The 21,431-nt window shown below is 65.5% G+C and carries 19 protein-coding genes and 1 pseudogene; 16 read left to right on the top strand and 4 right to left on the bottom strand.

The features are described 5' to 3' along the window. Positions 1–3 precede the first annotated feature (3 nt). Genes dapF through K5H97_RS01000 form a run of 4 tightly spaced genes read left to right on the top strand, consistent with a single transcriptional unit; the run spans position 4 to position 3,149 of the window. Positions 4–834, top strand: coding sequence for a diaminopimelate epimerase (gene dapF / locus K5H97_RS01015; RefSeq protein ID WP_028688618.1), 831 nt, complete (start codon positions 4–6; stop codon positions 832–834). A 13-nt stretch (positions 835–847) separates the two neighbouring features. Beyond that, positions 848–1,558: a DUF484 family protein gene (locus K5H97_RS01010; protein WP_028688619.1), complete on the top strand. Its 711-nt coding sequence runs from the start codon at positions 848–850 to the stop codon at positions 1,556–1,558. After that, on the top strand, positions 1,558–2,457 hold the full coding sequence (gene xerC / locus K5H97_RS01005; protein WP_028688620.1) for a tyrosine recombinase XerC: 900 nt from the start codon (positions 1,558–1,560) through the stop codon (positions 2,455–2,457). The genes K5H97_RS01010 and xerC overlap by 1 nt, the downstream gene beginning before the upstream one ends. Beyond that, a complete protein-coding gene (locus K5H97_RS01000; protein ID WP_028688621.1) occupies positions 2,454–3,149 on the top strand; it encodes an HAD family hydrolase in 696 nt (231 codons plus the stop codon). The genes xerC and K5H97_RS01000 overlap by 4 nt, the downstream gene beginning before the upstream one ends. A gap of 114 nt (positions 3,150–3,263) precedes the next feature. Here the strand turns inward: K5H97_RS01000 and sutA are convergent, their stop codons facing one another. The 3 genes from sutA to glnK all read right to left on the bottom strand — a co-directional run bounded on the left by sutA (position 3,264) and on the right by glnK (position 5,745). Further along, positions 3,264–3,593: a transcriptional regulator SutA gene (sutA, locus tag K5H97_RS00995; RefSeq protein ID WP_023632536.1), complete on the bottom strand. Its 330-nt coding sequence runs from the start codon at positions 3,591–3,593 to the stop codon at positions 3,264–3,266. Between the two features lie 431 nt (positions 3,594–4,024). After that, entirely contained in the window at positions 4,025–5,359 is a 1,335-nt protein-coding gene (locus K5H97_RS00990; protein ID WP_028688622.1) for an ammonium transporter, read from the bottom strand. Positions 5,360–5,406: 47 nt separating this feature from the next. Further along, positions 5,407–5,745 (bottom strand): P-II family nitrogen regulator, encoded by a 339-nt coding sequence (gene glnK / locus K5H97_RS00985; protein ID WP_002555808.1) that lies wholly within the window; start codon positions 5,743–5,745, stop codon positions 5,407–5,409. 406 nt (positions 5,746–6,151) lie between these two features. On the opposite strand from glnK, the gene K5H97_RS00980 reads away from it, so the two are divergent. The 11 genes and pseudogenes from K5H97_RS00980 to K5H97_RS00930 all read left to right on the top strand — a co-directional run bounded on the left by K5H97_RS00980 (position 6,152) and on the right by K5H97_RS00930 (position 20,093). Continuing rightward, the gene (locus tag K5H97_RS00980; protein ID WP_028688623.1) at positions 6,152–6,415 is read left to right on the top strand and encodes an accessory factor UbiK family protein; all 264 of its coding nucleotides are present in this window, start codon (positions 6,152–6,154) and stop codon (positions 6,413–6,415) included. A gap of 24 nt (positions 6,416–6,439) precedes the next feature. Beyond that, positions 6,440–6,637, top strand: a pseudogene (locus K5H97_RS00975) (TOBE domain-containing protein); the annotation flags it as partial. 816 nt (positions 6,638–7,453) lie between these two features. Beyond that, a complete protein-coding gene (gene mgtA / locus K5H97_RS00970) occupies positions 7,454–10,165 on the top strand; it encodes a magnesium-translocating P-type ATPase (RefSeq protein WP_028688624.1) in 2,712 nt (903 codons plus the stop codon). A gap of 10 nt (positions 10,166–10,175) precedes the next feature. Continuing rightward, a complete protein-coding gene (locus K5H97_RS00965; RefSeq protein ID WP_028688625.1) occupies positions 10,176–10,535 on the top strand; it encodes a DUF2493 domain-containing protein in 360 nt (119 codons plus the stop codon). Between the two features lie 261 nt (positions 10,536–10,796). Next, positions 10,797–11,279 carry a sigma-70 family RNA polymerase sigma factor gene (locus K5H97_RS00960; RefSeq protein WP_028688626.1) on the top strand — a complete coding sequence of 161 codons (483 nt, stop codon included), beginning with the start codon at positions 10,797–10,799 and terminating at the stop codon, positions 11,277–11,279. Then, positions 11,276–12,217: a FecR domain-containing protein gene (locus tag K5H97_RS00955; protein WP_028688627.1), complete on the top strand. Its 942-nt coding sequence runs from the start codon at positions 11,276–11,278 to the stop codon at positions 12,215–12,217. The genes K5H97_RS00960 and K5H97_RS00955 overlap by 4 nt, the downstream gene beginning before the upstream one ends. 81 nt (positions 12,218–12,298) lie before the next feature. Continuing rightward, positions 12,299–14,812, top strand: a complete 2,514-nt coding sequence (locus tag K5H97_RS00950) for a TonB-dependent siderophore receptor (protein ID WP_036985631.1) — start codon at positions 12,299–12,301, stop codon at positions 14,810–14,812. A 157-nt stretch (positions 14,813–14,969) separates the two neighbouring features. Further along, positions 14,970–16,457, top strand: a complete 1,488-nt coding sequence (locus K5H97_RS00945) for a YifB family Mg chelatase-like AAA ATPase (protein ID WP_028688629.1) — start codon at positions 14,970–14,972, stop codon at positions 16,455–16,457. A 323-nt stretch (positions 16,458–16,780) separates the two neighbouring features. Then, a complete protein-coding gene (locus tag K5H97_RS00940) occupies positions 16,781–17,032 on the top strand; it encodes a DUF2790 domain-containing protein (protein WP_028688630.1) in 252 nt (83 codons plus the stop codon). Between the two features lie 31 nt (positions 17,033–17,063). Continuing rightward, the gene (locus K5H97_RS00935) at positions 17,064–18,080 is read left to right on the top strand and encodes an alpha/beta hydrolase (RefSeq protein WP_028688631.1); all 1,017 of its coding nucleotides are present in this window, start codon (positions 17,064–17,066) and stop codon (positions 18,078–18,080) included. Between the two features lie 225 nt (positions 18,081–18,305). Beyond that, entirely contained in the window at positions 18,306–20,093 is a 1,788-nt protein-coding gene (locus K5H97_RS00930; RefSeq protein WP_028688632.1) for a monovalent cation:proton antiporter-2 (CPA2) family protein, read from the top strand. A 3-nt stretch (positions 20,094–20,096) separates the two neighbouring features. On the opposite strand, the gene K5H97_RS00925 is transcribed toward K5H97_RS00930, so the two are convergent. Further along, on the bottom strand, positions 20,097–20,375 hold the full coding sequence (locus tag K5H97_RS00925; protein WP_036985632.1) for a HigA family addiction module antitoxin: 279 nt from the start codon (positions 20,373–20,375) through the stop codon (positions 20,097–20,099). Positions 20,376–21,071: 696 nt separating this feature from the next. Here K5H97_RS00925 and K5H97_RS00920 point away from each other — a divergent pair. Then, positions 21,072–21,356 (top strand): DUF6124 family protein, encoded by a 285-nt coding sequence (locus K5H97_RS00920; protein WP_028688634.1) that lies wholly within the window; start codon positions 21,072–21,074, stop codon positions 21,354–21,356. Positions 21,357–21,431 lie beyond the last annotated feature (75 nt).

The raw sequence follows: 21,431 nt of genomic DNA, 5'->3' as shown, positions 1-21,431 counted from the left end.
CCCATGCTGCTGCGTTTCACCAAGATGCACGGGCTGGGCAACGACTTCATGGTCCTCGACCTGGTCAGCCAGCACGCGCACATCCAACCCAAGCACGCCAAGCAATGGGGCGACCGCAACACCGGTATCGGCTTCGACCAACTGCTGATCGTCGAGGCGCCGAATAACCCGGATGTGGATTTCCGCTACCGGATCTTCAATGCCGACGGCTCCGAAGTCGAGCAGTGCGGCAACGGCGCGCGCTGCTTCGCTCGCTTCGTATTGGACAAGCGCCTGACGGCCAAGAAGCGCATTCGCGTCGAGACCAAGGGCGGCATCATCGAGCTCGATGTGCGCAACGACGGCCAGATCTGCGTCGACATGGGGCCGCCACGCTTCGCCCCGGCCGAGATCCCGTTCATCGCCGACGAGCAGGCCATCAGCTATGCGCTGGAAGTCGATGGCCAGGTGCACCAGATCGCCGCGGTGTCCATGGGCAACCCGCATTCGGTACTGCGCGTCGACGACGTGCGCAGTGCGCCGGTCCATGAGCTGGGCCCGAAGATCGAGCATCACCCGCGCTTCCCGCAGCGGGTCAATGCAGGCTTCATCCAGGTGGTCGACCGCCACCGCGCCAACCTGCGGGTATGGGAGCGTGGCGCCGGCGAGACCCAGGCCTGCGGTACCGGCGCCTGCGCCGCGGCCGTGGCGGCGATCAGCCAGGGCTGGATGGACTCGCCGGTGACCATCGACCTGCCGGGCGGCCGCCTGAGCATCGAGTGGGCCGGCCCCGGCAAGCCGGTGCTGATGACCGGCCCCGCCGTCCGCGTGTTCGAAGGACAAGTTCGTCTCTAAGCGAGTATCCGCCATGACCGATCAGCCTAACGTTGCATCCCCGCAGGCCCGAGAGCTCGATGCCGAAGCGGTGGTCGCCTACCTGCGCGCCCACCCGACCTTCTTCGCCGAGCACGACGAGCTGCTGCTCGAACAGCGCATCCCCCATCAGCGCGGCGACAGCGTGTCGCTGGTGGAGCGCCAGCTCAAGCTGCTGCGCGACCGCAACATCGAGATGCGCCATCGCCTGTCGCAGTTGATGGACGTGGCCCGTGACAACGACCGGCTGTTCGACAAGACCCGCCGGCTGATCCTCGACCTGCTCGACGCCGGTACCCTCGAAGAGGTGGTGATGGCGGTCGAGGACAGCCTGCGCCAGGAATTCCAGGTGCCCTTCGTCAGCCTGATCCTGTTCGGCGAGAACGCCGCGCCCGTGGGCCGCTGGGTATCCGGGGCCGAGGCGCAGCAGGCCATCGGCGGGCTGATCGGCGGCGGCAAGACCATCAGCGGCAGCCTGCGCGAGCATGAACTGGCCTTCCTGTTCGGCGATGCCCAGCACAAGGAAGTCGGTTCCAGCGCCGTGGCCACCCTTGAGTACCAGGGCCTGCACGGCGTGCTGGCGATCGGCAGCCGCGACCCGCAGCACTACAAGAGCAGCGTCGGCACCCTGTTCCTCAGCTACATCGCCGAAGTGCTTGGCCGCGTGGTGCCGCGCTTCACCCAGACGCTGCGCTCGGTACGCTGATGGAACGCCAGCTGGAGGCTTATTGCGCTCACCTGCGCAACGAGCGCCAGGTGTCCGAGCACACCCTGCTGGCCTACCGCCGCGACCTCGAGAAAGTCATCGAATTCTGCAACACCCAGGGCATCGCCGGCTGGAGCGCCCTGCAGGTCCAGCAGTTGCGCCAGCTGGTCGCCCGTCAGCACCATCACGGCCAGTCCTCGCGCAGCCTGGCGCGCTTGCTCTCGGCGGTGCGCGGCCTGTACCGCTACCTCAACCGCGAAGGCCATTGCCAGCACGACCCGGCCAACGGCCTGGCGCCGCCCAAGGGTGAACGGCGCCTGCCCAAGGTGCTGGACACCGACCGTGCCCTGCAACTGCTCGATGGCGGCGTCGACGACGAGTTCATTGCCCGTCGCGACCAGGCGATCCTCGAACTGTTCTACTCGTCCGGCCTGCGCCTGTCGGAGCTGACCGGGCTCGACCTCGAACACCTGGACCTGGCCGCCGGGCTGGTACAGGTGCACGGCAAGGGCGGCAAGAGCCGCGTGCTGCCGGTCGGCCGCAAGGCCCGCGAGGCGATGCAGGCGTGGCTCAAGCTGCGCGGCATCGCCGGCCCGCGGGACGGCGCGGTGTTCCTCAGTCGCCAGGGCAAGCGCCTCGGCCCCCGCGCCATCCAGCTGCGGGTCAAGGCCGCCGGCGAGCGCGAGCTCGGCCAGCACCTGCACCCGCACATGCTTCGCCATTCCTTCGCCAGCCACCTGCTGGAATCGTCCCAGGACCTGCGCGCGGTGCAGGAGATGCTCGGCCACGCCGACATCAGCACCACGCAGATCTACACCCACCTGGACTTCCAGCACCTGGCTGCGGTGTACGACAGCGCCCACCCTCGGGCCAAACGCAGCAAGGACACGGACTCATGAGCATCAAGCTGATCACCTTCGACCTGGACGACACCCTCTGGGACACCGCGCCGGTCATCGCCAGCGCCGAAGTCGTCCTGCGCGACTGGCTCGAAGCCAACGCGCCGATCCTCGGCGGCGTGCCGGTCGAGCACCTGTTCGCCATCCGCGAACGCCTGGTGCAGGCCGAACCGGGCCTCAAGCACCGCATCAGCGCCCTGCGCCGACGGGTGCTGTTCCACGCCCTGGAAGAGGTCGGCTACAGCGAACAGCACGCCCGGGAGCTGGCCAACGAGGGCTTCGAGGTGTTCCTGCATGCCCGGCACCAGGTCGAGGTGTTCCCCGAGGTGCAGCCGGTGCTGGAGATCCTGCGCCATCACTACACCCTCGGCGTGGTCACCAACGGCAATGCCGACGTGCGCAGGCTCGGCCTGGCGGACTACTTCCGCTTCGCGCTGTGCGCGGAGGACCTAGGGATAGGCAAGCCGGACCCGGCACCGTTCCTCGAAGCGCTGAAGCGCGGTGAGGTGGACGCAGGGGCGGCGGTGCACGTCGGCGACCATCCGGGTGACGACATCGCCGGCGCCCAGCGCGCCGGGCTGCGGGCGGTATGGTTCAACCCGCAGCACAAGCCCTGGAGCGGCGAACAGGCGCCGGATGCGGAGATTCAGCGGCTGTCGCAGTTGCCCGACGTGCTGTCGCGCTGGCGCTGACTGGCTTCACATTCCCCATCCCACATCTTCAGGCAATGCTCCTACAGAGACCGTGCCAACCTGACAGGCACAAAAAAGCCCGCAGCGACGGCGGGCTTTTTTGCGTTCAGCCACTCAGATAGGGCGGCTGCCGTACTTGTTGTCCGGCTTCTTGGGCGGATCGGCGACCACGTTGGCCTCCACTTCCTGCACCTTGCCACCGCGCGACAGGAACTCTTCCATCGCCTTGGCCAGCGCATCGCGCTCTTTCTGCTTGGCTTCCATGCTCGGCATCTCGTCTACCGAGACCGCCGCCTTGGACTTGCCCTTGGCCGCAGGAGCCGGGCTGCTGTCATCGTCGCCGGCGTCTTCCGCGCCGTCGTCAGCGGCCGCTTCAAGGCCGTCATCAGCCTCGTCTTCGTCGCCTACTTCGAGGTCATCATTTTCCAGATCGTCGTCGCTCATGTTCTACCTCATGACTTGCGAAAAGCAGGTTAGTTATAGACCGGTGCAGCCGTAGACCGGCAGCCTCCAGTGAAAATTCAACTGGCCGTGGATTGGCCACTGCCCTGGGTGTCCACCCCCTCATGGGGGGCCCGGCACCCTGCAGGCCCTGCTCCTGGCAAGGCCTGACAAAATTGTTTGAGCCCTTGCTGGCCACAGGCTATTGGCAAGCCTAGCAAAGGGTAGCGAAGTGTGTGGACTACTCGTCCAGCTTCCTTCGGCGCGCATTCTAGCGCGCTCGCAGAAAAAGCAAAGCACCAGAAACACCCGATGGCTTGTAAGTTTTAACCCCGGGTCGCGATCAGCGCAGGGAAACCGTTTGCCCCAGGCCAAACGGTAAATTACAGGCAAAAAAATGCCCGGCGAACCGGGCAAGTTTTCCAGCATCGCGGTTACAGGTTGTAGCCGCGCTCGTTGTGTTGAGCCAGGTCGAGACCGACCGACTCTTCTTCTTCGCTGACCCGCAGGCCCATCACCAGGTCGAGGACCTTGAGGATCACGTAGGTGACGATGGCGGTGTAGACCACGGTGAAGATCACGCCCTTGGCCTGGATCCAGAACTGCGCGGCGATGTCGGTGACCGCGCCGAAGCCGCCCAGGGCAGGTGCCGCGAACACGCCGGTGAGCAGTGCACCGATGATGCCGCCGATGCCGTGCACGCCGAAGGCGTCCAGGGAGTCGTCATAGCCCAGCTTGCGCTTGAGGCTGGTGGCGCAGAAGTAGCAGACCACGCCGGACACCAGGCCGATCACCAGGGCGCCCATCGGCCCGACAGTGCCGGCGGCCGGGGTGATGGCGACCAGGCCGGCGACCACGCCCGAGGCAATGCCCAGTGCGCTTGGCTTGCCGTGGAAGATCCACTCGGCGAACATCCAGCCCAGGGCGGCGGCGGCGGTGGCGATCTGGGTCACCAGCATGGCCATGCCGGCGGTACCGTTGGCCGCGGCGGCGGAACCTGCGTTGAAGCCGAACCAGCCGATCCACAGCATGGCCGCGCCCATCAGGGTGTAGCCCAGGTTGTGGGGGGCCATCGGCGTGGTCGGGTAGCCCTTGCGCTTGCCCAGCACCAGGCAGCAGACCAGGCCGGCGATACCGGCGTTGATGTGCACCACGGTGCCGCCGGCGAAGTCCAGCACGCCCCAGTCCCACATCAGCGCGCCGTCACCGCTCCAGACCATGTGCGCGATCGGCGCATAGACCAGGGTGAACCACACGCCCATGAAGATCAGCATTGCCGAGAACTTCATGCGCTCGGCGAAGGCACCGACGATCAGCGCCGGGGTGATGATGGCGAAGGTCATCTGGAAGGTGATGAACACCGCCTCGGGGAACAGCGCGGTGGCCGAGGTCAGGCCCGACGGCGTGACGCCGTTGAGGAAGGCCTTGGAGAAGCCACCGATGAAGGAATTGAAGTTGAGCACGCCCTTTTCCATACCAGCGGTATCGAAAGCCAGGCTGTAGCCGTAGATGACCCACAGGATGCTGATCAACCCGGTGATGGCGAAACACTGCATCATCACCGACAGCACGTTCTTCGAGCGCACCATGCCGCCGTAGAACAGGGCCAGGCCCGGGATGGTCATGAACAGGACCAGTGCCGTCGAGGTGAGCATCCAGGCGGTGTCGCCGGAGTTCAGCACGGGGGCGGCAGTTTCCTCGGCCAGGGCCAGCCCTGGCATTACGAGGGACAATAGGGCTCCTAGCCCTGCGATCTTGCGCAGAGTCATGTTGTTTTCTCCTGGGGCGTTGGGTTTGGTGAGGCTTGGTTTGGCGCTTAGATCGCGTCGGTATCGGTCTCGCCGGTACGGATGCGGATCGCCTGCTCCAGATTGACCACGAAGATCTTGCCGTCGCCGATCTTGCCGGTGTTGGCCGCCTTGGTGATGGCTTCGATCACCCGATCGAGGTCCTTGTCGTCGATGGCGACATCGATCTTCACCTTGGGCAGGAAATCGACCACATATTCAGCGCCGCGATACAGCTCGGTGTGACCCTTCTGCCGGCCGAAGCCTTTGACTTCGGTCACGGTGATGCCCTGCACGCCGATTTCCGACAGCGACTCGCGCACGTCGTCCAGCTTGAACGGCTTGATGATGGCAGTGACTAGCTTCATGAAACTCTCTCCCGATTTGGTGGACTTGCCCCAGGAAAACAAACCCGTCTCAAGTCTAAGCGCAGCGCCTGGCTTTGTAACGCGTCGTCGGCTCCATCCTCCCCGCCGACGCACGATCCGGCTGTGACGAAGAACCTTCCGGCTCCGCCTGCGCACTGCCTGGTCACAAGGGACTGCATCAGTGCATGGCTCGCTCAGGTCTTTGCAGAAACCTTGCCAGTTAGCGTAAGTCACGGGAAAACAGGTAGTTGCGTGAACCGGCAGGGATTGGCCAATCGCCAGCAAGGAAAAAGCGCACAAAATCGGTGCGCTACCTTTGGCCGCCCTGCGCGAAAAGCGTGCAGCGCAAGTGGCCCGGAGCCCCGTGCTACACTGCTGCCCTTTCAGTGATCAGCGTATACCAGACATGCTCGCGCCCAAAGCCTTCCTCGATGCCCTGAGCGACCAGGCCTCGCGCCTGTTCAGCGGTGACACCGCCGCGCCCCGCGCCGAACTGGAAAGCCAGTTCAAGGTGCTGATGCAGGGTGCCTTCAGCAAGCTCGACCTGGTCAGCCGCGAGGAGTTCGACAGCCAGATGGTGGTGCTGGCCCGCACCCGCGCCCGCCTGGAGGCCCTGGAAAAGCAGGTTGCCGAGCTGGAAGCACGGATGGCGCCGCCCGCCGCAGACTAACAATCGATACAGGGAGTGTTAGCCATGAAAGTCAGTGCCCGGAATGTCTTTGAAGGTTCGGTCAGCGCCATCAAGCCAGGCGCGGTGAATGCCGAGGTCGAACTGACCCTGGGCGGCGGCGAGAAGCTGGTCGCGGTGGTCACCATGGCCAGCCTGCACAACCTCAACATCAACGTCGGCAAGCAGGCCGTGGCGCTGGTCAAGGCCTCGCACATCATCCTGGGCGCCAAGCCTTGATCGAATGCCCGCTTCTGCCTTGACCAGGCAGGAGCGGGCTTGCCCTGCGATAACACTTGCGCAAGGTATTGCATTAATTCCCCGCCCAGCAGATGAAACATATTTAAGTTACGCCTTCCCGGTTGACTTCCCCGCTATGCTTTGCATAAAGTTCACCCGCCCCGAAAAGCGGGCCTTTATTTCAACTCACGAAGAATTCAATGGACACAGTATCTAGTCGCTGTCTGGCAGCCTTTGGCCGCCAGGCACTTGAACCGGAACTCCGGGCCCGCCCCTAGGTCGGGCAAGCCGCGCCAGAGCCTGTTGCTCCGCCGTAGCTTGCCGCCCCGGGTGCCCGCCCGGTCGGAGGCAAGCTCATGAACCTCGATATCGCCACCCCTCGCCTGCGCACCTGTGTGCCCAAGGCCCCGCACCGTCCTGTCCTCGGCTGGGGCCTGTCCTCGTCCCTGGAACCGCCCAGTCGATAGCGCGCCCGTTACTGCCTTCAGTGACGCGCGCGATGCTGTCCGTTCGCTGAACTGACGCCATATAGATCGTCAGAAACTTCCGAACTTTAAATAATTAAAGTTTGTTGGCGTTCTATTGCCCGCCATTTAGCAAAGGAATTAACCGACCATGGAATCAGCCAGTCGAAAGTTCGCTGCCGATCTAATTTCCGGCATTCGCCAGCGAACACGTAAACGTCGGAAAAACCACGTTTTTCATTGTTTGAATCATTGCGACACGGGACACGTTCACTCACCTTCCCTACCGTGAGTCGACTGTGTGTCGTGCCGCCTCCTGCGGCAGGAGCACAGCCAAATGACCGTAAAAGACCGCAACACCCGCAGCAAAGCCGGCGACGATGCCCGCCTGTCGATGCGCGCCGCCCGCGAGGCACGCAACGGCCTGGCCGTGACCCTGGCCAACCTCGACGCCAGCGAGCTGGGCCTGACTGAGCACGAAGCCGCCAAGCGCCTGCAGCGCGACGGCGCCAACCAGGTTGCCCATGACAAGCCGCAACCGGCCCTGGTGCAACTGCTCAAGGCCCTGCACAACCCCTTCATCTACGTGCTGCTCACCCTCGCCGGCATCAGCTTCGTCACCGACTACTGGCTGCCGGTACGCGCAGGCGACCTGGAAGAAGCGGACCTGACCAAGGTCATCATCATCATGACCATGGTCAGCCTCAGCAGCCTGCTGCGCTTCTGGCAGGAGTACCGCTCGGGCAAGGCTGCCGATGCGCTCAAGGCCATGGTCCGCACCACCGCCACCGTGCTGCGCCGCGAGCGCCACGACCAGCCGGCGCGCCTGCGCGAAGTGCCGATGAACGAACTGGTGGCCGGCGATATCGTGCAACTGGCCGCCGGCGACATGATCCCCGCCGATATCCGCCTGATCGAGTCCCGCGACCTGTTCATCAGCCAGGCCGTGCTGACTGGCGAAGCGCTGCCGGTGGAGAAGTACGACACCCTCGGTCACGTCGCGCAGAAGTCCGCAGCCGACAACGCCAACGATGAAAGCGGCCTGCTGGATCTGCCCAACATCGGCTTCATGGGTACCAACGTGGTCAGCGGCCGCGCCCGCGCCGTGGTGGTGGCCACCGGCAAGCGCACCTACTTCGGTTCGCTGGCCAAGGCCATCGTCGGCTCGCGCAGCCAGACCGCCTTCGACCGCGGGGTGAACAGCGTCAGCCGCCTGTTGATCCGCTTGATGCTGGTGATGGTGCCAGTGGTGTTCATGCTCAACGGCGTGGTCAAGGGCGACTGGAGCGACGCCTTCCTGTTCGCCCTGGCCGTGGCCGTGGGCCTGACCCCGGAAATGCTGCCGATGATCGTCAGCGCCAACCTGGCCAAGGGCGCCGTGGCCATGGCCCGGCGCAAGGTGGTGGTCAAGCGCCTGAACGCCATCCAGAACTTCGGTTCGATGGACGTGCTGTGCACCGACAAGACCGGCACCCTGACCCAGGACCGCATCATCCTCGAGCACCACGTCGACCCCAGCGGCCACAAGGACCCGCGCCTGCTGGAACTGGCCTGGCTCAACAGCCACCACCAGAGCGGCGTGAAGAACCTGATGGACCAGGCCGTGCTGCGTTTTGCCGGCGCAGACCAGGGTTTCCAACCACCCTATGCCTACGCCAAGGTCGACGAGCTGCCCTTCGACTTCATCCGCCGGCGCCTGTCGGTTATCGTCCAGGATGCCCTGGGCGATCATTTGCTGGTGAGCAAGGGCGCCGTCGAGGAAATGCTGGCCATCGCCACCCATGTGGAAGAAGCCGGCCAGCGGGTCGCCCTGGACGCCAGGCGACGCCAGCAGCTGCTGGCCACCGCGAGCGCCTACAACCAGGACGGTTTTCGCGTGCTGCTGGTCGGCACCCGCGACATTCCGGCCGCCGCCGGCAAGCCCCAGTACCACACCGATGACGAGCGCGAGCTGGTGATACGCGGCTTCCTGACCTTCCTCGATCCGCCCAAGGAAACCGCCGGCCCGGCCATCGCTGCCCTGCGCGAGATGGGGGTGAAGGTCAAGGTGCTGACCGGCGATAACCCGGTGGTCACCTGCAAGGTCTGCCGCGAAGTGGGCCTGGAACCCGGCCAGCCGCTGCTCGGCCAGGACATCGAGCGCCTGGACGACATCCAGCTCAAGGCGCTGGTCGAAGAGCGCACGGTGTTCGCCAAGCTCACTCCGTTGCAGAAATCGCGGGTGCTCAAGGCGCTGCAGGCCAACGGCCACACCGTGGGCTTCCTCGGCGACGGCATCAACGACGCCCCGGCGCTGCGCGATGCCGACGTGGGCATCTCGGTGGACAGCGGCACCGACATTGCCAAGGAGTCGGCCGACATCATCCTTCTGGAAAAGAGCCTGATGGTGCTGGAAGAAGGCGTGCTCAAGGGCCGCGAAACCTTCGGCAACATCATGAAGTACCTGTGCATGACCGCCAGCTCCAACTTCGGCAACGTGTTCTCGGTGCTGGTGGCCAGCGCGTTCATCCCGTTCATGCCGATGCTGGCGATCCACCTGCTGCTGCAGAACCTGATGTACGACTTCTCCCAGCTGTCGCTACCGTGGGATCGCATGGACAAGGAATTCCTGCGTGAGCCACGCAAGTGGGATGCTCGCAACATCGGTCGTTTCATGCTGTGGATCGGCCCCACTTCGTCGATTTTCGACATCACCACCTTTGCCCTGATGTGGTACGTGTTCGCCGCCAACAGCGTGGAAATGCAGGCGCTGTTCCAGTCCGGCTGGTTCATCGAGGGGTTGCTGTCGCAAACGCTGGTGGTGCACATGCTGCGCACCCGCAAGGTGCCGTTCTTCCAGAGCACCGCGGCGCTGCCGGTGATCCTGGCCACCGGCCTGGTCATGTGCCTGGGCATCTACATCCCGTTCTCGCCGCTGGGGGCGATGGTCGGGCTGGTGCCACTGCCGTGGGAATACTTCCCGTGGCTGGCCGCCACCCTGCTGGGCTACTGCCTGGTGGCCCAGGGCATGAAGACCCTGTACATCCGCCGCTTCGGCCAGTGGTTCTGAGGGGGTGAGCATGCGCGTACTGATCTGCGCGGGGCGCAACTACGCCGACAGCCAACGCTGCCGCCAGGCGCTGGACGCCCTCCAGCGCCAGCAACCGATCCGGGTGCTGATCCACGGCGGCAGCCAGCACCTGGGTGGCGAGATCGAAGGCTGGGCCCGCGAACAGGGCGCCGACATCGTGCGCTACCCGCCCAACTGGCAGCTGCACGGCAAGCTGGCCGAGCGCCTGCGCAACGTCTTCATGCTGCGCGACAGCCGGCCCGACCTGGTGCTGGCGCTGCCGGGCGGGGACGATACCGAGGAGCTGCTGGCACGGGCGCGGGGTTCGGGGATTCCGGTGATCTGTGGCAGGCAGCCACGGTCACACTGACCTGACGATCGGCACCCTCTCGCTCTGGGGGCCAGGACTGTACACGTGGGAGCGGGCTTACCCCGCGAACACCGGCAATGCCGGTGCCATGCAACGCGGTGATTGCCTCGCGGGACAAGCCCACAAAGGACTGACTACCTCTTGAGCACACGACTGCAAACCCCGTAGGATTGAGAGCGATTCCCATCTGCATCTCGCTCATTCCTTTTGCAGGAGAGGCTCGTCGTGCCCTCACCCTCACTTCCGCCGCCGCGCCAGGCCATGGATGCGCTGTACCAGGATCACCACGCCTGGCTGCTGGGCTGGCTGCGGCGACGCCTGCAACATGCCGACAACGCCGCCGACCTGGCCCACGACACCTTCGTGCAACTGCTCGGCCGGCCGGAGCTGATCCCGACGCTGCGCCAACCGCGGGCCTGGCTCAGCAGCGTGGCCAAAGGATTGATGATCGACCGCCAGCGCCGGCACAAGCTGGAGATCGCGTACTTGCAGGCGCTGGCCAGCCTGCCGGAGCCCGAGGCGCCCTCGGCCGAGCGCCAGCTGATCCTGCTCCAGACGCTGATGCAGATCGACGCCATGCTCGATGGCCTGCCGGCGAAGGTGCGCATGGCCTTCCTGCTGTCGCGCCTGGAAGGCATGAGCTACCAGGAAATCGCCCATCACCTGGGGATCAGCCTGAGCAGTGTCGAGAAGTACATGGTCAAGGCCATCCGCCACTGCTACCTGGCAAGGCTGGAACCATGAGCGACGACGTGCTCGACCAGGCCATCGGCTGGCTGGTCAGGCTCGAGTCGGCGCAGCATGCGCCGGCACTCTGTGCCGCCTGCCTGGTCTGGCGCCAGAGCGACCCGCGCCATGAAGCCACCTGGCAGGCCCTACAGGAAGCCCAGGCCTGCTTCAGCCAGGCCCGCGAGCTGCCCGAGGGCGTTGCCCTGCGTGCGTTGACGGCGCCCGAGCGGGCGGATCGCCGGCAGGCCCTCAAGCTGCTCACCCTCGGCCTGCTGGGGCTGGGCCTCAGCGGTACGGCACTGCAACACTCACCCTGGCGCCTGAGCCTGGCCGACTACAGCACCCATACCGCAGAACGCCGCCATGTCCAGCTGGCCGATGGCAGCGAGCTGCAGCTCAACAGCCGCAGCGCGGTCAACGTGCGCTTCAGCGCGACCGAACGCCGGGTCGAACTGCTTGAAGGGCAGGTCTATGTCCGCGTGCAGGGCGACACCCGGCAACGCCCCCTGTGTGTGACCAGCGCCGAGGCCAGCCTGTGGACGTTCGACGCGGCGTTCGATGTCTGCCAGGCGCGCGGCAACACGCGCCTGGCCATCGACCAGGGCCAGGTCGCGATCCAGGTGCCCGGGCGAGCCCAGCAACTGGCCAAGGCCGGCGAGCAGTACCGCATCGACCACCATGGCGCGCAGCCCCTGGCCAATCCCCAGGCCCAGGGCTCGGCCTGGACCCGTGGCCTGCTGATCGCCAACGACATGCCCCTGGCCGAACTGGCCGATACCCTGGCCCGCCAGCGCGAAGGCTGGGTCGGCTGCGACCCGGCGGTGGCCGGCCTGCGTGTTTCCGGGGTGTTCCAGCTCGACGACACCGACAATGCCCTGCGCAGCCTGGCCCACACCTGGCCGGTGCGCCTGCAATGGCGCACCGCGTTGTGGGTGCGCATCCTTCCGGCGTAAAGAAAATCGATTCTCGTTTACGGGTTTTCCCCGCTCCTTCGACAAACAGGAAAAACACCTGCCAATTCCCAGGAGCTTTCGATGGATCTGCTGTCCCGCTACCGCCCCACCTTGCTCGCCCAGGCCCTGCTACTTGGCGCCGGCATCGGCCTGGCCCACCCCGTGCTGGCCGAACAGCCGCTGCGCCGTTACGACCTGCCCGCCGCACCACTGGCCGAAGCACTCAACCGCTTCGCCGAGCAGGCCGGCATCAGCCTGCCGTACGACCCGCAGCTGGTGCAGGGCAAGCAGGCCAGGCCGGTGCGCGGCCAGTTGCCCACCGACATGGCGTTGTACCTGATGCTCGAAGGTACCGGGCTCAAGGCCGTGCAGGCCGCCGACGGCAGCTGGGCGCTGCAGCTCGCCGCCAGCGGTGGCGGCGCCCTGGAACTCGGCAGCACGCAGGTTCAGGGTCAAGGCATGGGCCAGGCCACCGAGGGCACGCGCTCCTACACCACCGGGCTGGTGAGCGTCGGTTCGAAGACCCCGACAAGCCTGAAGGACACCCCGCAGTCGGTATCGGTGGTCAGCCGCCAGCTGATCGAGGACCGGCGCATGGTCAGCCTTGACGACGCGATGAAATTCACCCCCGGCATCACCCTGCGCAACGTCAATTTCAACACCCAGGAATTCATCTCCCGTGGCTTTGCGATCGACAACCTGCAGATCGACGGCACGGCACCGATGGACATCGGCAACGGCCTGGGCACCTTCTACAGCCAGCGCAAGTACGACCTGGCCGCCTATGACCATGTCGAAGTGCTGCGCGGCGCCAGCGGCCTGCTCGGCGGCACCGGCAACCCGGGCGGCATCGTCAACCTGGTGCGCAAGCGCCCGCTCGATCACTACCAGCTCAAGCTCGAAGCCTCGGCGGGCTCGTGGGACAACTACCGCAGCGAAGTGGATGCCACAGGTCCCCTGGCCTTCGACGGCAAGCTGCGTGGACGGATGGTGGTCGCCTACCAGGACCGCCAGTACTTCTTCGACAACCGCAGCACCGAACGGCCGTTTTTCTATGGTGTGCTCGAGGCCGACGTCAGCGACGACACCATGCTCACTTTCGGCGGCAGCTACGACAAGGTCCATGAAAACGGCGTGGGCGACGGCCTGCCGCGCTACAGCACCGGCGGCGACCTGAAACTGCCGCGGCACACCTGGTACACCACCAACAGCGCCTGGAACGACAGCTACACCCGCGAGCTGTTCGCCAAGCTCGACCATCGCTTCTCCGATGACTGGAAGCTCAACACCTCCTACACCTATTCGTACAACGAAGGCTCCACCGAAGGCGTGATCCCCTATGGCTCCGTTGACGAGAACAGCAATACCGGCCCCTACTGGTGGGGCAGCTATGTCTCCAGCTGGAGCAAGCAGTCGGTGTTCGACGTCAACCTCTCCGGCACCTTCGACGCCTTCGGCCGCCAACACGAACTGCTGGTGGGTGGCGACTACCAGGAGGTCACCAGCCGCTGGCGCGCGGCCCAGGGCAAGGTCGGCCTGGGCGGCATGATCGACCTGTGGGACCCGCAGTCGACACCGTTGCCGACCGAGGCCACCAACCATGCCTTCTACCGCGACTACTACCCCAACAAGCGCAAGCAGTACGGTCTCTACTCCACCCTGCGCCTGCAGCTGACCGACCCGCTCAAGCTGGTGATCGGCGCCCGCGCCCAGCGCTATACCTTCGAGCAGGCCTACGCCACGCGCAACCGCGACGGCTCCGGGGACTGGGCTCGCCAGGACCAGGTCTCGCACAGCGAGCCGACCACCCTGGTGCCATTCGGTGGCCTGATCTACGCGCTCGACGACCAGTGGTCGACCTACGTCAGCTACGCCGAGATCTACAAACCCCAGGCGCAGAAACTCAAGGGCCCGGAAAAGTCCGGCACCTCCCTCGACCCGATGACCGGCAAGACCTACGAGACCGGGATCAAGGGCGAGCTGTTCGATGGCGCGCTCAACCTCAGCGCCGCGCTGTTCTACACCAAGCGTGAACACCAGGCGATCAAGGACCCCGCCTACCCCGACACACCGTTCAGCTACAGCGCCTCCTGCTGCTTCATCGGCCAGGGCAAGGTGGTCAGCAAGGGTATCGACCTGGAGGCCACCGGCGAAGTCCTGCCGGGCTGGGATGTAATCGCCGGCTATACCCTCAACCTGATGGACGACAAGAGCGAGGACACGCTGTACACCACCGTCACGCCCAAGCACCTGTTCAAGCTCTGGTCGGTCTACACCCTGCCGGGCGACTGGTCGGCATGGCGCGTCGGCGCCGGGGTAACCGCCCAGAGCGCCAGCTACGTCGAAGGCAAGGCCTACCGCTTCGACGCCAACTGGAACACCGTGGGTGAAACTCCGTTCGATTTCAGCCAGAGCGGCTACGCGGTCTACGACGCCATGGTCGAGTATAAGGTCGACGATCACTGGACCCTGGCCCTGAACGGCAACAACCTGTTCGACCGCAAGTACTACGCCAGCGTCGGCACGTCCGAGTACGGCAACTACTACGGCGAGCCGCGCAACTTCGTGCTGACCTTGCGCGGCGTGTTCGAATGAGTGCGCGACCTGCCTCATGAAACCAGGCAGGTGCCGACAGCCATGGAGGCGGGCCGGACAAAACTCGATGCACTCTTCTCGTCCGCCTCCCCAGGAGCACCACTAAGCTTTGCCGGGCCGCAGGACGCGGCCCCTTACACGCAAACACGGAGTGCCCATGTCCCTCGCCCTCGTCCACAGCCGCGCCCAGGTGGGTGTGCAGGCCCCCGCCGTCAGCGTCGAAACCCACCTGGCCAACGGCCTGCCCACGCTTACCCTGGTCGGCCTGCCGGAAACCACGGTCAAGGAGAGCAAGGACCGGGTACGCAGCGCCATCGTCAACTCCGGCCTGGACTACCCGGCCCGGCGCATCACCCAGAGCCTCGCCCCCGCCGACCTGCCCAAGGACGGTGGCCGCTACGACCTGGCCATCGCCCTGGGCATCCTCGCCGCCAATGGCCAGGTGCCGGTGGCCACCCTCGACGATATCGAATGCCTGGGTGAGCTGGCCCTGTCGGGCGCCTTGCGCCCGGTACAGGGCGTGCTGCCTGCGGCATTGGCCGCCCGGGATGCGGGTCGGGCGCTGGTGGTGCCACGGGAGAATGCCGAGGAGGCCAGCCTGGCCAGCGGCCTGGTGGTGTATGCGATGGGGCACCTGCGCGAGCTGGTGGCCCACCTGAACGGCCAGCCCGCGCTGTCTCCCTACGCGGCCAATGGCCTGCTGCTGGAGCAACGCCCCTATCCGGACCTCAGCGAAGTCCAGGGCCAGATCGCGGCCAAGCGCGCCCTGCTGGTAGCCGCGGCCGGTGCGCACAACCTGTTGTTCACAGGTCCCCCGGGCACTGGCAAGACCTTGCTTGCCAGTCGTCTGCCCGGGCTGCTGCCGCCGCTGGACGAGCGCGAGGCACTGGAGGTGGCGGCGATCCGCTCGGTCAGCGGCCACGCCCCGCTCGATAGCTGGCCACAGCGGCCGTTCCGCCATCCGCACCATTCGGCCTCAGGTCCGGCGCTGGTCGGCGGCGGCAGCCGGCCGCAACCCGGCGAGATCACCCTGGCGCACCATGGCGTGCTGTTTCTCGACGAACTGCCCGAGTTCGAACGGCGGGTGCTGGAGGTGCTGCGCGAACCGCTGGAGTCCGGCGAGATCGTGGTGGCCCGGGCCAAGGACCGGGTGCGCTTCCCGGCGCGCTTCCAGCTGGTGGCGGCCATGAACCCCTGCCCCTGCGGTTACCTGGGCGACCCCACCGGCCGCTGCCGGTGCAGCAGCGAACAAGTTCAGCGCTACCGCAACAAGCTGTCCGGCCCACTGCTCGACCGTATCGACCTGCACCTGACGGTAGCCCGGGAAAGTACCGTGCTGACCCACCAGCCCAGTGGCGAGACCAGCGCCAGCGTTGGCCAGAGAGTGGCCGAGGCACGGGCGCTGCAGCAGCGCCGGCAGGGCTGCGCCAACGCCTTCCTCGACCTCAAGGGGCTGCGTCGGCATTGCCCGCTGGAGCCGGTTGACCAGGCCTGGCTGGAGCAGGCCTGCGAACGGCTGACACTGTCGTTGCGGGCGGCGCACCGGCTGCTGAAGGTCGCCCGCACGCTGGCGGACCTGGAGGGCGCGCAATCCATCGCCAGGGCGCACCTGGCGGAAGCGTTGCAGTACCGACCCGGCACTTGATGCTGCCCCCTGAGAAAGCGGCCTTGCCGAGGCGTAGGGCCGGTCGGAAAAGGGCGCGCAGCGGCCTCAGATTCCGAGCCACCATCGAAATTGCTGGGGCTGCTGCGCAGCCCTTTCGCGACGCAAGGCCGCTCCCACAGGGGGACAAGTTCCCTGCGCGACAGCGCAGCCCGAAGGGCTGGGCGATCTCCTCCAGGAATTAGCCAAGACGCACTCAATCAGCGTCATAGCGGAAATATATTTTGCACGCTAAATATTTGCGCGCAATATTCACTTCAAGCAGCAAGCAGTCGCCCCCACTCAGCAGAACCCGGAGAACGATCATGACCCTACGCAAAGCCTTCGCCCTTACCGTTACCACCCTGGCCCTCGGCACCAGCGCCGGCAGCTTCGCCAGCGAAGCCACCCCGTACCACTACGGCATGGATCTGGACATCGCCAAGGTCATCAGCATCGATGCACCCACCAGCGCCCAGGGCCAGGCCAGCACCGCCACCCTGACCTACCGCGACAGCAGCGGCCAGTTGCGCGCCGTGAGCTACGTGCAACCCACCGTCCTCGCCAACCAGAACTGAGCCACGACTCGACCCCTGAAGGAGCTAGAACATGAAACTGTCCCACACCCTGACCGCCGGCCTGCTGGCCCTCGCCGTGAACAGCGCCTTCGCCGCCGGCAGCCCTGGCGTCGAGCACACCACCCAGGGCTTCCTCGAGGCCCTGGCCACAGGTGGCGGCAAGCCGCTTGAAACCCTCGCGCCCAAGGATGCCCGTGCGGTGCTGAGCGGTGCCCAGGCCGGGGTGAAGGTCGACCTGTCGGGGATCCGCGTCGAACGTCGGACCATCCAGGCCGATGGCCAGCCGCTGGAAATTCGTGTGGTGCGGCCTGAAGGCGCCAAGGGTGAACTGCCAGTGTTCATGTTCTTCCACGGCGGCGGCTGGGTGCTGGGCGACTACCCCACCCACGAACGCCTGATCCGTGACCTGGTGGTAGGCTCTGGTGCCGCGGCGGTCTACGTCGACTACACGCCCTCACCGGAAGCCAGGTTCCCCACCGCGATCAACCAGGCCTATGCCGCCACCCGCTGGGTCGCCGAGCACGGCAAGGAGATCGGCGTGGACGGCAGCCGCCTGGCGGTGGCCGGCAACAGCGTCGGCGGCAACATGGCCGCAGTGGTGGCGATCAAGGCCAAGGAGGCCGGCACGCCCAAGCTGCGCTTCCAGGCCCTGCTGTGGCCGGTGACCGACGCCAACTTCAACAACGGGTCGTATAACCAGTTCGCCGAAGGCCACTTCCTGACCCGCAACATGATGCAGTGGTTCTGGAACAACTACACCACCGACCCGCGCCAGCGCGACGATATCCACGCCTCGCCGCTGCGCGCCAGCCTCGAGCAGCTGAAAGGCCTGCCGCCGGCCCTGGTGCAGACCGCCGAGATGGACGTGCTGCGCGACGAAGGCGAAGCCTATGCCCGTAAGCTGGACGCCGCCGGGGTACCGGTGACCGCCGTGCGCTACAACGGCCTGATCCATGACTACGGCCTGCTCAATGTGCTGAGCACCGTGCCCAGTGTGCGCAGTGCCATGGACCAGGCGGCGCAGGCGCTGAAAGACCATCTGCAGTAAGCAGTTGATCGCGGGGCAAGCCCGCTCCCACGAAGGTCAGTTACCTTGCGTGCGAGCGGGCTTGCCCCGCGATTGACTCAGCAAAGGTCCTACTTTCAGAACGCTGCTTCCTGTAACCCCAGGATTGTCCTGTTTCGCTCCCCGCCCGAAAATGCCCGCCTCTTTCATCGATGACATAAGCTGTTGCATCAAACGCTGCCGCACGCAGTTCAAGGAGTCCGAGCAATGCCACACGAAGGCAGCCTTCTACAAACCGCCGTCATCTTCCTCCTCGCCGCCGTGGTCGCCGTGCCCCTGGCCAAGCGCCTGCAACTGGGCGCCGTGCTCGGCTACCTGCTGGCCGGCGTGGCCATCGGCCCGCAGGCCCTGGGGCTGATCCGCGACACCGAGAGCGTCGCGCACATCTCCGAGCTGGGCGTGGTGTTGCTGCTGTTCATCATTGGCCTGGAGCTGTCGCCCCGGCGCCTGTGGCTGATGCGCAAGTCCGTGTTCGGCGTCGGCACCGCGCAGGTGGTGCTGACCGGCGCGGCACTCGGCGCCATCGCCCTGTTCGGCTTCAGCCAAAGCCTGCCGGCGGCCATCGTGCTCGGCCTGGGCCTGGCGCTGTCGTCCACCGCCCTGGGCCTGCAGAGCCTGGCCGAGAGCAAGCAGCTCAACGCGCCCCACGGCCGCCTGGCCTTCGCCATCCTGCTGTTCCAGGACATCGCCGCAATCCCGCTGATCGCCCTGGTGCCGCTGCTGGCCGCCAGCGGCCCGGACACCAGCCACGGCGACAGCTTCGAACATGGCCTGAAGGTTTTCGCCAGCATCGCCATCGTTATCGTCGGCGGCCGCTACCTTTTGCGCCCGCTGTTTCGCACCGTTGCCCGCACCGGCTTGCCGGAGGTGTCCACCGCCACCGCACTGCTGGTGGTGATCGGCACTGCCTGGCTGATGGAGGAAGCCGGTATTTCCATGGCCCTGGGCGCCTTCCTCGCCGGTCTGTTGCTGGCCGACTCCGAGTACCGCCACGAGTTGGAATCGCAGATCGAGCCGTTCAAGGGTCTGCTGCTGGGGCTGTTCTTCATCAGCGTCGGCATGGGCGCCAACCTGCGCCTGCTGCTGGAAATGCCGCTGGTGCTGCTGGGCATGACCGTGCTGTTGATCGCGGTGAAACTGCTGCTGCTGATCGGCGTCGGCCGCATCGCCGGGGGCCTCAACAGCGCCAGCGCCCTGCGCCTGGGCATGGTGCTGGCGGCCGGTGGCGAATTTGCCTTCGTGGTGTTCAAGCTGGGCAAGGACCAGGGCCTGTTAGACACCCTGACCTACGACCTGCTGCTGATGACCATCACCCTGTCGATGGCCCTCACCCCGCTGCTGATGATCGGCTGCGCCCGCGCCCTCAAGCGTCCGCAACCCGCCCGGGAAGTACCTGAGCAATACAAGCAGATCGACGCCGGCACGCCACGGGTGGTGATCGTCGGCATGGGCCGCATGGGCCAGATCGTGGCGCGCATCCTGCGGGCGCAGAAGATCCCCTTCGTCGCCCTGGAAACCTCGGTGGACACCATCGAGATGACCCGCATGTTCGAGCAGGTGCCGGTGTTCTACGGCGATCCGTCGCGTACCGAGGTGCTGCATGCGGCAAAGGTCGACGAAGCCGAGTACGTGATCATCACCATCGACGACCCCGAGGCCGCGACCCGCACCGCGGAGCGGGTCAAGCGCCTGTACCCGCACCTGAAGGTCATCGCCCGGGCGCGCAACCGCCAGCATGTGCACAAGCTGGTGGACGTGGGCGCCGAGCCAATTCGCGAGACCTTCCATTCCAGCCTGGAGATGAGCCGGCGGGCGCTGGTCGGGCTGGGGCTGACGGAAGCGCAGGCGGCGGATCGCATCGCCCGCTTCACCGAGCATGACGAGCAGGTGCTGGAGGCCCAGGGGCATGTGCGCGACGACCGGGCCAAGGTGATGCAGACGGCCAAGGAGGCGCGGGTGGAGCTGGAGCGGTTGTTTGCGTCGGATGAGGACTGACGCTCAGGCGAACGCCAGCCGCTCGATGGGTGGATGCTCGCGGTGCGCGGCCTGCCACAGGTCGTAAGCCGCCTGCTCGGCCAGATACTGCCTGGCACTGCCAAGACCGGCCAGTTCGAGGCGATAGGCCAGGTCGGCTAAAATGGCTGCATGGCCGTTGAGCACTGTGGATAACTGACCACGTGGATAGCCAAGGTGGCGGGCCAGGGAAGAGACGTTCATGCCGATGGCGGGCAGTACGTCTTCGCGCAGGGCTTCGCCGGGGTGGGGTGGGTTGTGCATAGTTGTCACTTCGTCTTGAAATCTTGGGGCTGCTACGCAGCCCTTTCGCGACACAAGGCCGCTCCCACAGCGATCGCGCCAGATTGAGGGACCTGAGCCAGACAGTTGCTCCTACAGGAGATCGCGATCTCTGTGGGAGCGGCCTTGTGTCGCGAAAGGGCCGCAAAGCGGCCCCCAGTTCAAACGGCAGATCGAGGTCTCACCCTCCGCTGATGATCCAGCCACCAACGGGGTTCCTACGCCAGTTCTCGCCACTGGATAGCAACTGGTTTCGCGCTCGCCTGAAACCATACAACAGCGGCAGTGCAGATCAACCGAGAAGCTTCCGACAAGCTCGAAGGAACGTGTTCAAAAAACGCTCGAATCTGCCGAACTCAGCCATGTCCTACGTGATCTGAAAACCTTTCCTATTGGGCAGCCTGCAGCCCAAGAAATACCCTACAAAGTCTGTCGATACCCTTCTGATTGTCCGGGAAAATCATGCCCTCTAGGCTGACCGGGTCGCTGTCGGTTCAGCGATCGGGCGTGGAAACCCGGCTGGTTGGTTATCGGATTATCTGTCGTAACGGCAGCTGTACGCGGGAGGCCACAAGGCCTGCCGGGGTTCTCCGATAACCTGGGTTTCCACCCCGTGTACAGCCGCCACCCTTCGCGTGGAAACGGACGGTGCCGGTCAATTTCTATCGGAGTTTGACCATGAAAAAAATCGTCCCCGACCCACCCCTCCCCGACACCCGCCACCACCCCTTCGGCAAATGCGACGCCGGCCACCCACCGCTGTTCGCGGTCAACCCCAATATCAACGCCCACGACGCCCTGGTGCATGTCGCCGAGTACCTGCGCAGTGCCTACAACGTCGGCTACAAGGCGCTGGAGCATATGGATGAAACCGGCAGGAGCCTGTTGTGGGCCAGCCTGCATGGCATCGAGATGGCCGAAGGCCTGACGGAGGCAATGCTGGAGGGAATCGAGTCGTCCTGAGCAACATTGGCTTGAAGGGAGTTGGATAAGGGCGACCATCGCCCGGTAGACTGCGAGCCATTGTCCCCGGCGCGC

This window comes from Pseudomonas mosselii, assembly GCF_019823065.1.
Lineage (GTDB): Bacteria > Pseudomonadota > Gammaproteobacteria > Pseudomonadales > Pseudomonadaceae > Aquipseudomonas > Aquipseudomonas mosselii.
This window is presented reverse-complemented; position numbering and strand designations above follow the sequence as displayed.

Bases quoted from the DNA above. Each gene is read 5' to 3' on its own strand.
- dapF (WP_028688618.1), top strand. From the start codon at position 4: ATGCTGCTGCGTTTCACCAAGATGCACGGGCTGGGCAACGACTTCATG.
- K5H97_RS01010 (WP_028688619.1), top strand. From the start codon at position 848: ATGACCGATCAGCCTAACGTTGCATCCCCGCAGGCCCGAGAGCTCGAT.
- xerC (WP_028688620.1), top strand. From the start codon at position 1,558: ATGGAACGCCAGCTGGAGGCTTATTGCGCTCACCTGCGCAACGAGCGC.
- K5H97_RS01000 (WP_028688621.1), top strand. From the start codon at position 2,454: ATGAGCATCAAGCTGATCACCTTCGACCTGGACGACACCCTCTGGGAC.
- sutA (WP_023632536.1), bottom strand. From the start codon at position 3,593: ATGAGCGACGACGATCTGGAAAATGATGACCTCGAAGTAGGCGACGAA.
- K5H97_RS00990 (WP_028688622.1), bottom strand. From the start codon at position 5,359: ATGACTCTGCGCAAGATCGCAGGGCTAGGAGCCCTATTGTCCCTCGTA.
- glnK (WP_002555808.1), bottom strand. From the start codon at position 5,745: ATGAAGCTAGTCACTGCCATCATCAAGCCGTTCAAGCTGGACGACGTG.
- K5H97_RS00980 (WP_028688623.1), top strand. From the start codon at position 6,152: ATGCTCGCGCCCAAAGCCTTCCTCGATGCCCTGAGCGACCAGGCCTCG.
- mgtA (WP_028688624.1), top strand. From the start codon at position 7,454: ATGACCGTAAAAGACCGCAACACCCGCAGCAAAGCCGGCGACGATGCC.
- K5H97_RS00965 (WP_028688625.1), top strand. From the start codon at position 10,176: ATGCGCGTACTGATCTGCGCGGGGCGCAACTACGCCGACAGCCAACGC.
- K5H97_RS00960 (WP_028688626.1), top strand. From the start codon at position 10,797: ATGGATGCGCTGTACCAGGATCACCACGCCTGGCTGCTGGGCTGGCTG.
- K5H97_RS00955 (WP_028688627.1), top strand. From the start codon at position 11,276: ATGAGCGACGACGTGCTCGACCAGGCCATCGGCTGGCTGGTCAGGCTC.
- K5H97_RS00950 (WP_036985631.1), top strand. From the start codon at position 12,299: ATGGATCTGCTGTCCCGCTACCGCCCCACCTTGCTCGCCCAGGCCCTG.
- K5H97_RS00945 (WP_028688629.1), top strand. From the start codon at position 14,970: ATGTCCCTCGCCCTCGTCCACAGCCGCGCCCAGGTGGGTGTGCAGGCC.
- K5H97_RS00940 (WP_028688630.1), top strand. From the start codon at position 16,781: ATGACCCTACGCAAAGCCTTCGCCCTTACCGTTACCACCCTGGCCCTC.
- K5H97_RS00935 (WP_028688631.1), top strand. From the start codon at position 17,064: ATGAAACTGTCCCACACCCTGACCGCCGGCCTGCTGGCCCTCGCCGTG.
- K5H97_RS00930 (WP_028688632.1), top strand. From the start codon at position 18,306: ATGCCACACGAAGGCAGCCTTCTACAAACCGCCGTCATCTTCCTCCTC.
- K5H97_RS00925 (WP_036985632.1), bottom strand. From the start codon at position 20,375: ATGCACAACCCACCCCACCCCGGCGAAGCCCTGCGCGAAGACGTACTG.
- K5H97_RS00920 (WP_028688634.1), top strand. From the start codon at position 21,072: ATGAAAAAAATCGTCCCCGACCCACCCCTCCCCGACACCCGCCACCAC.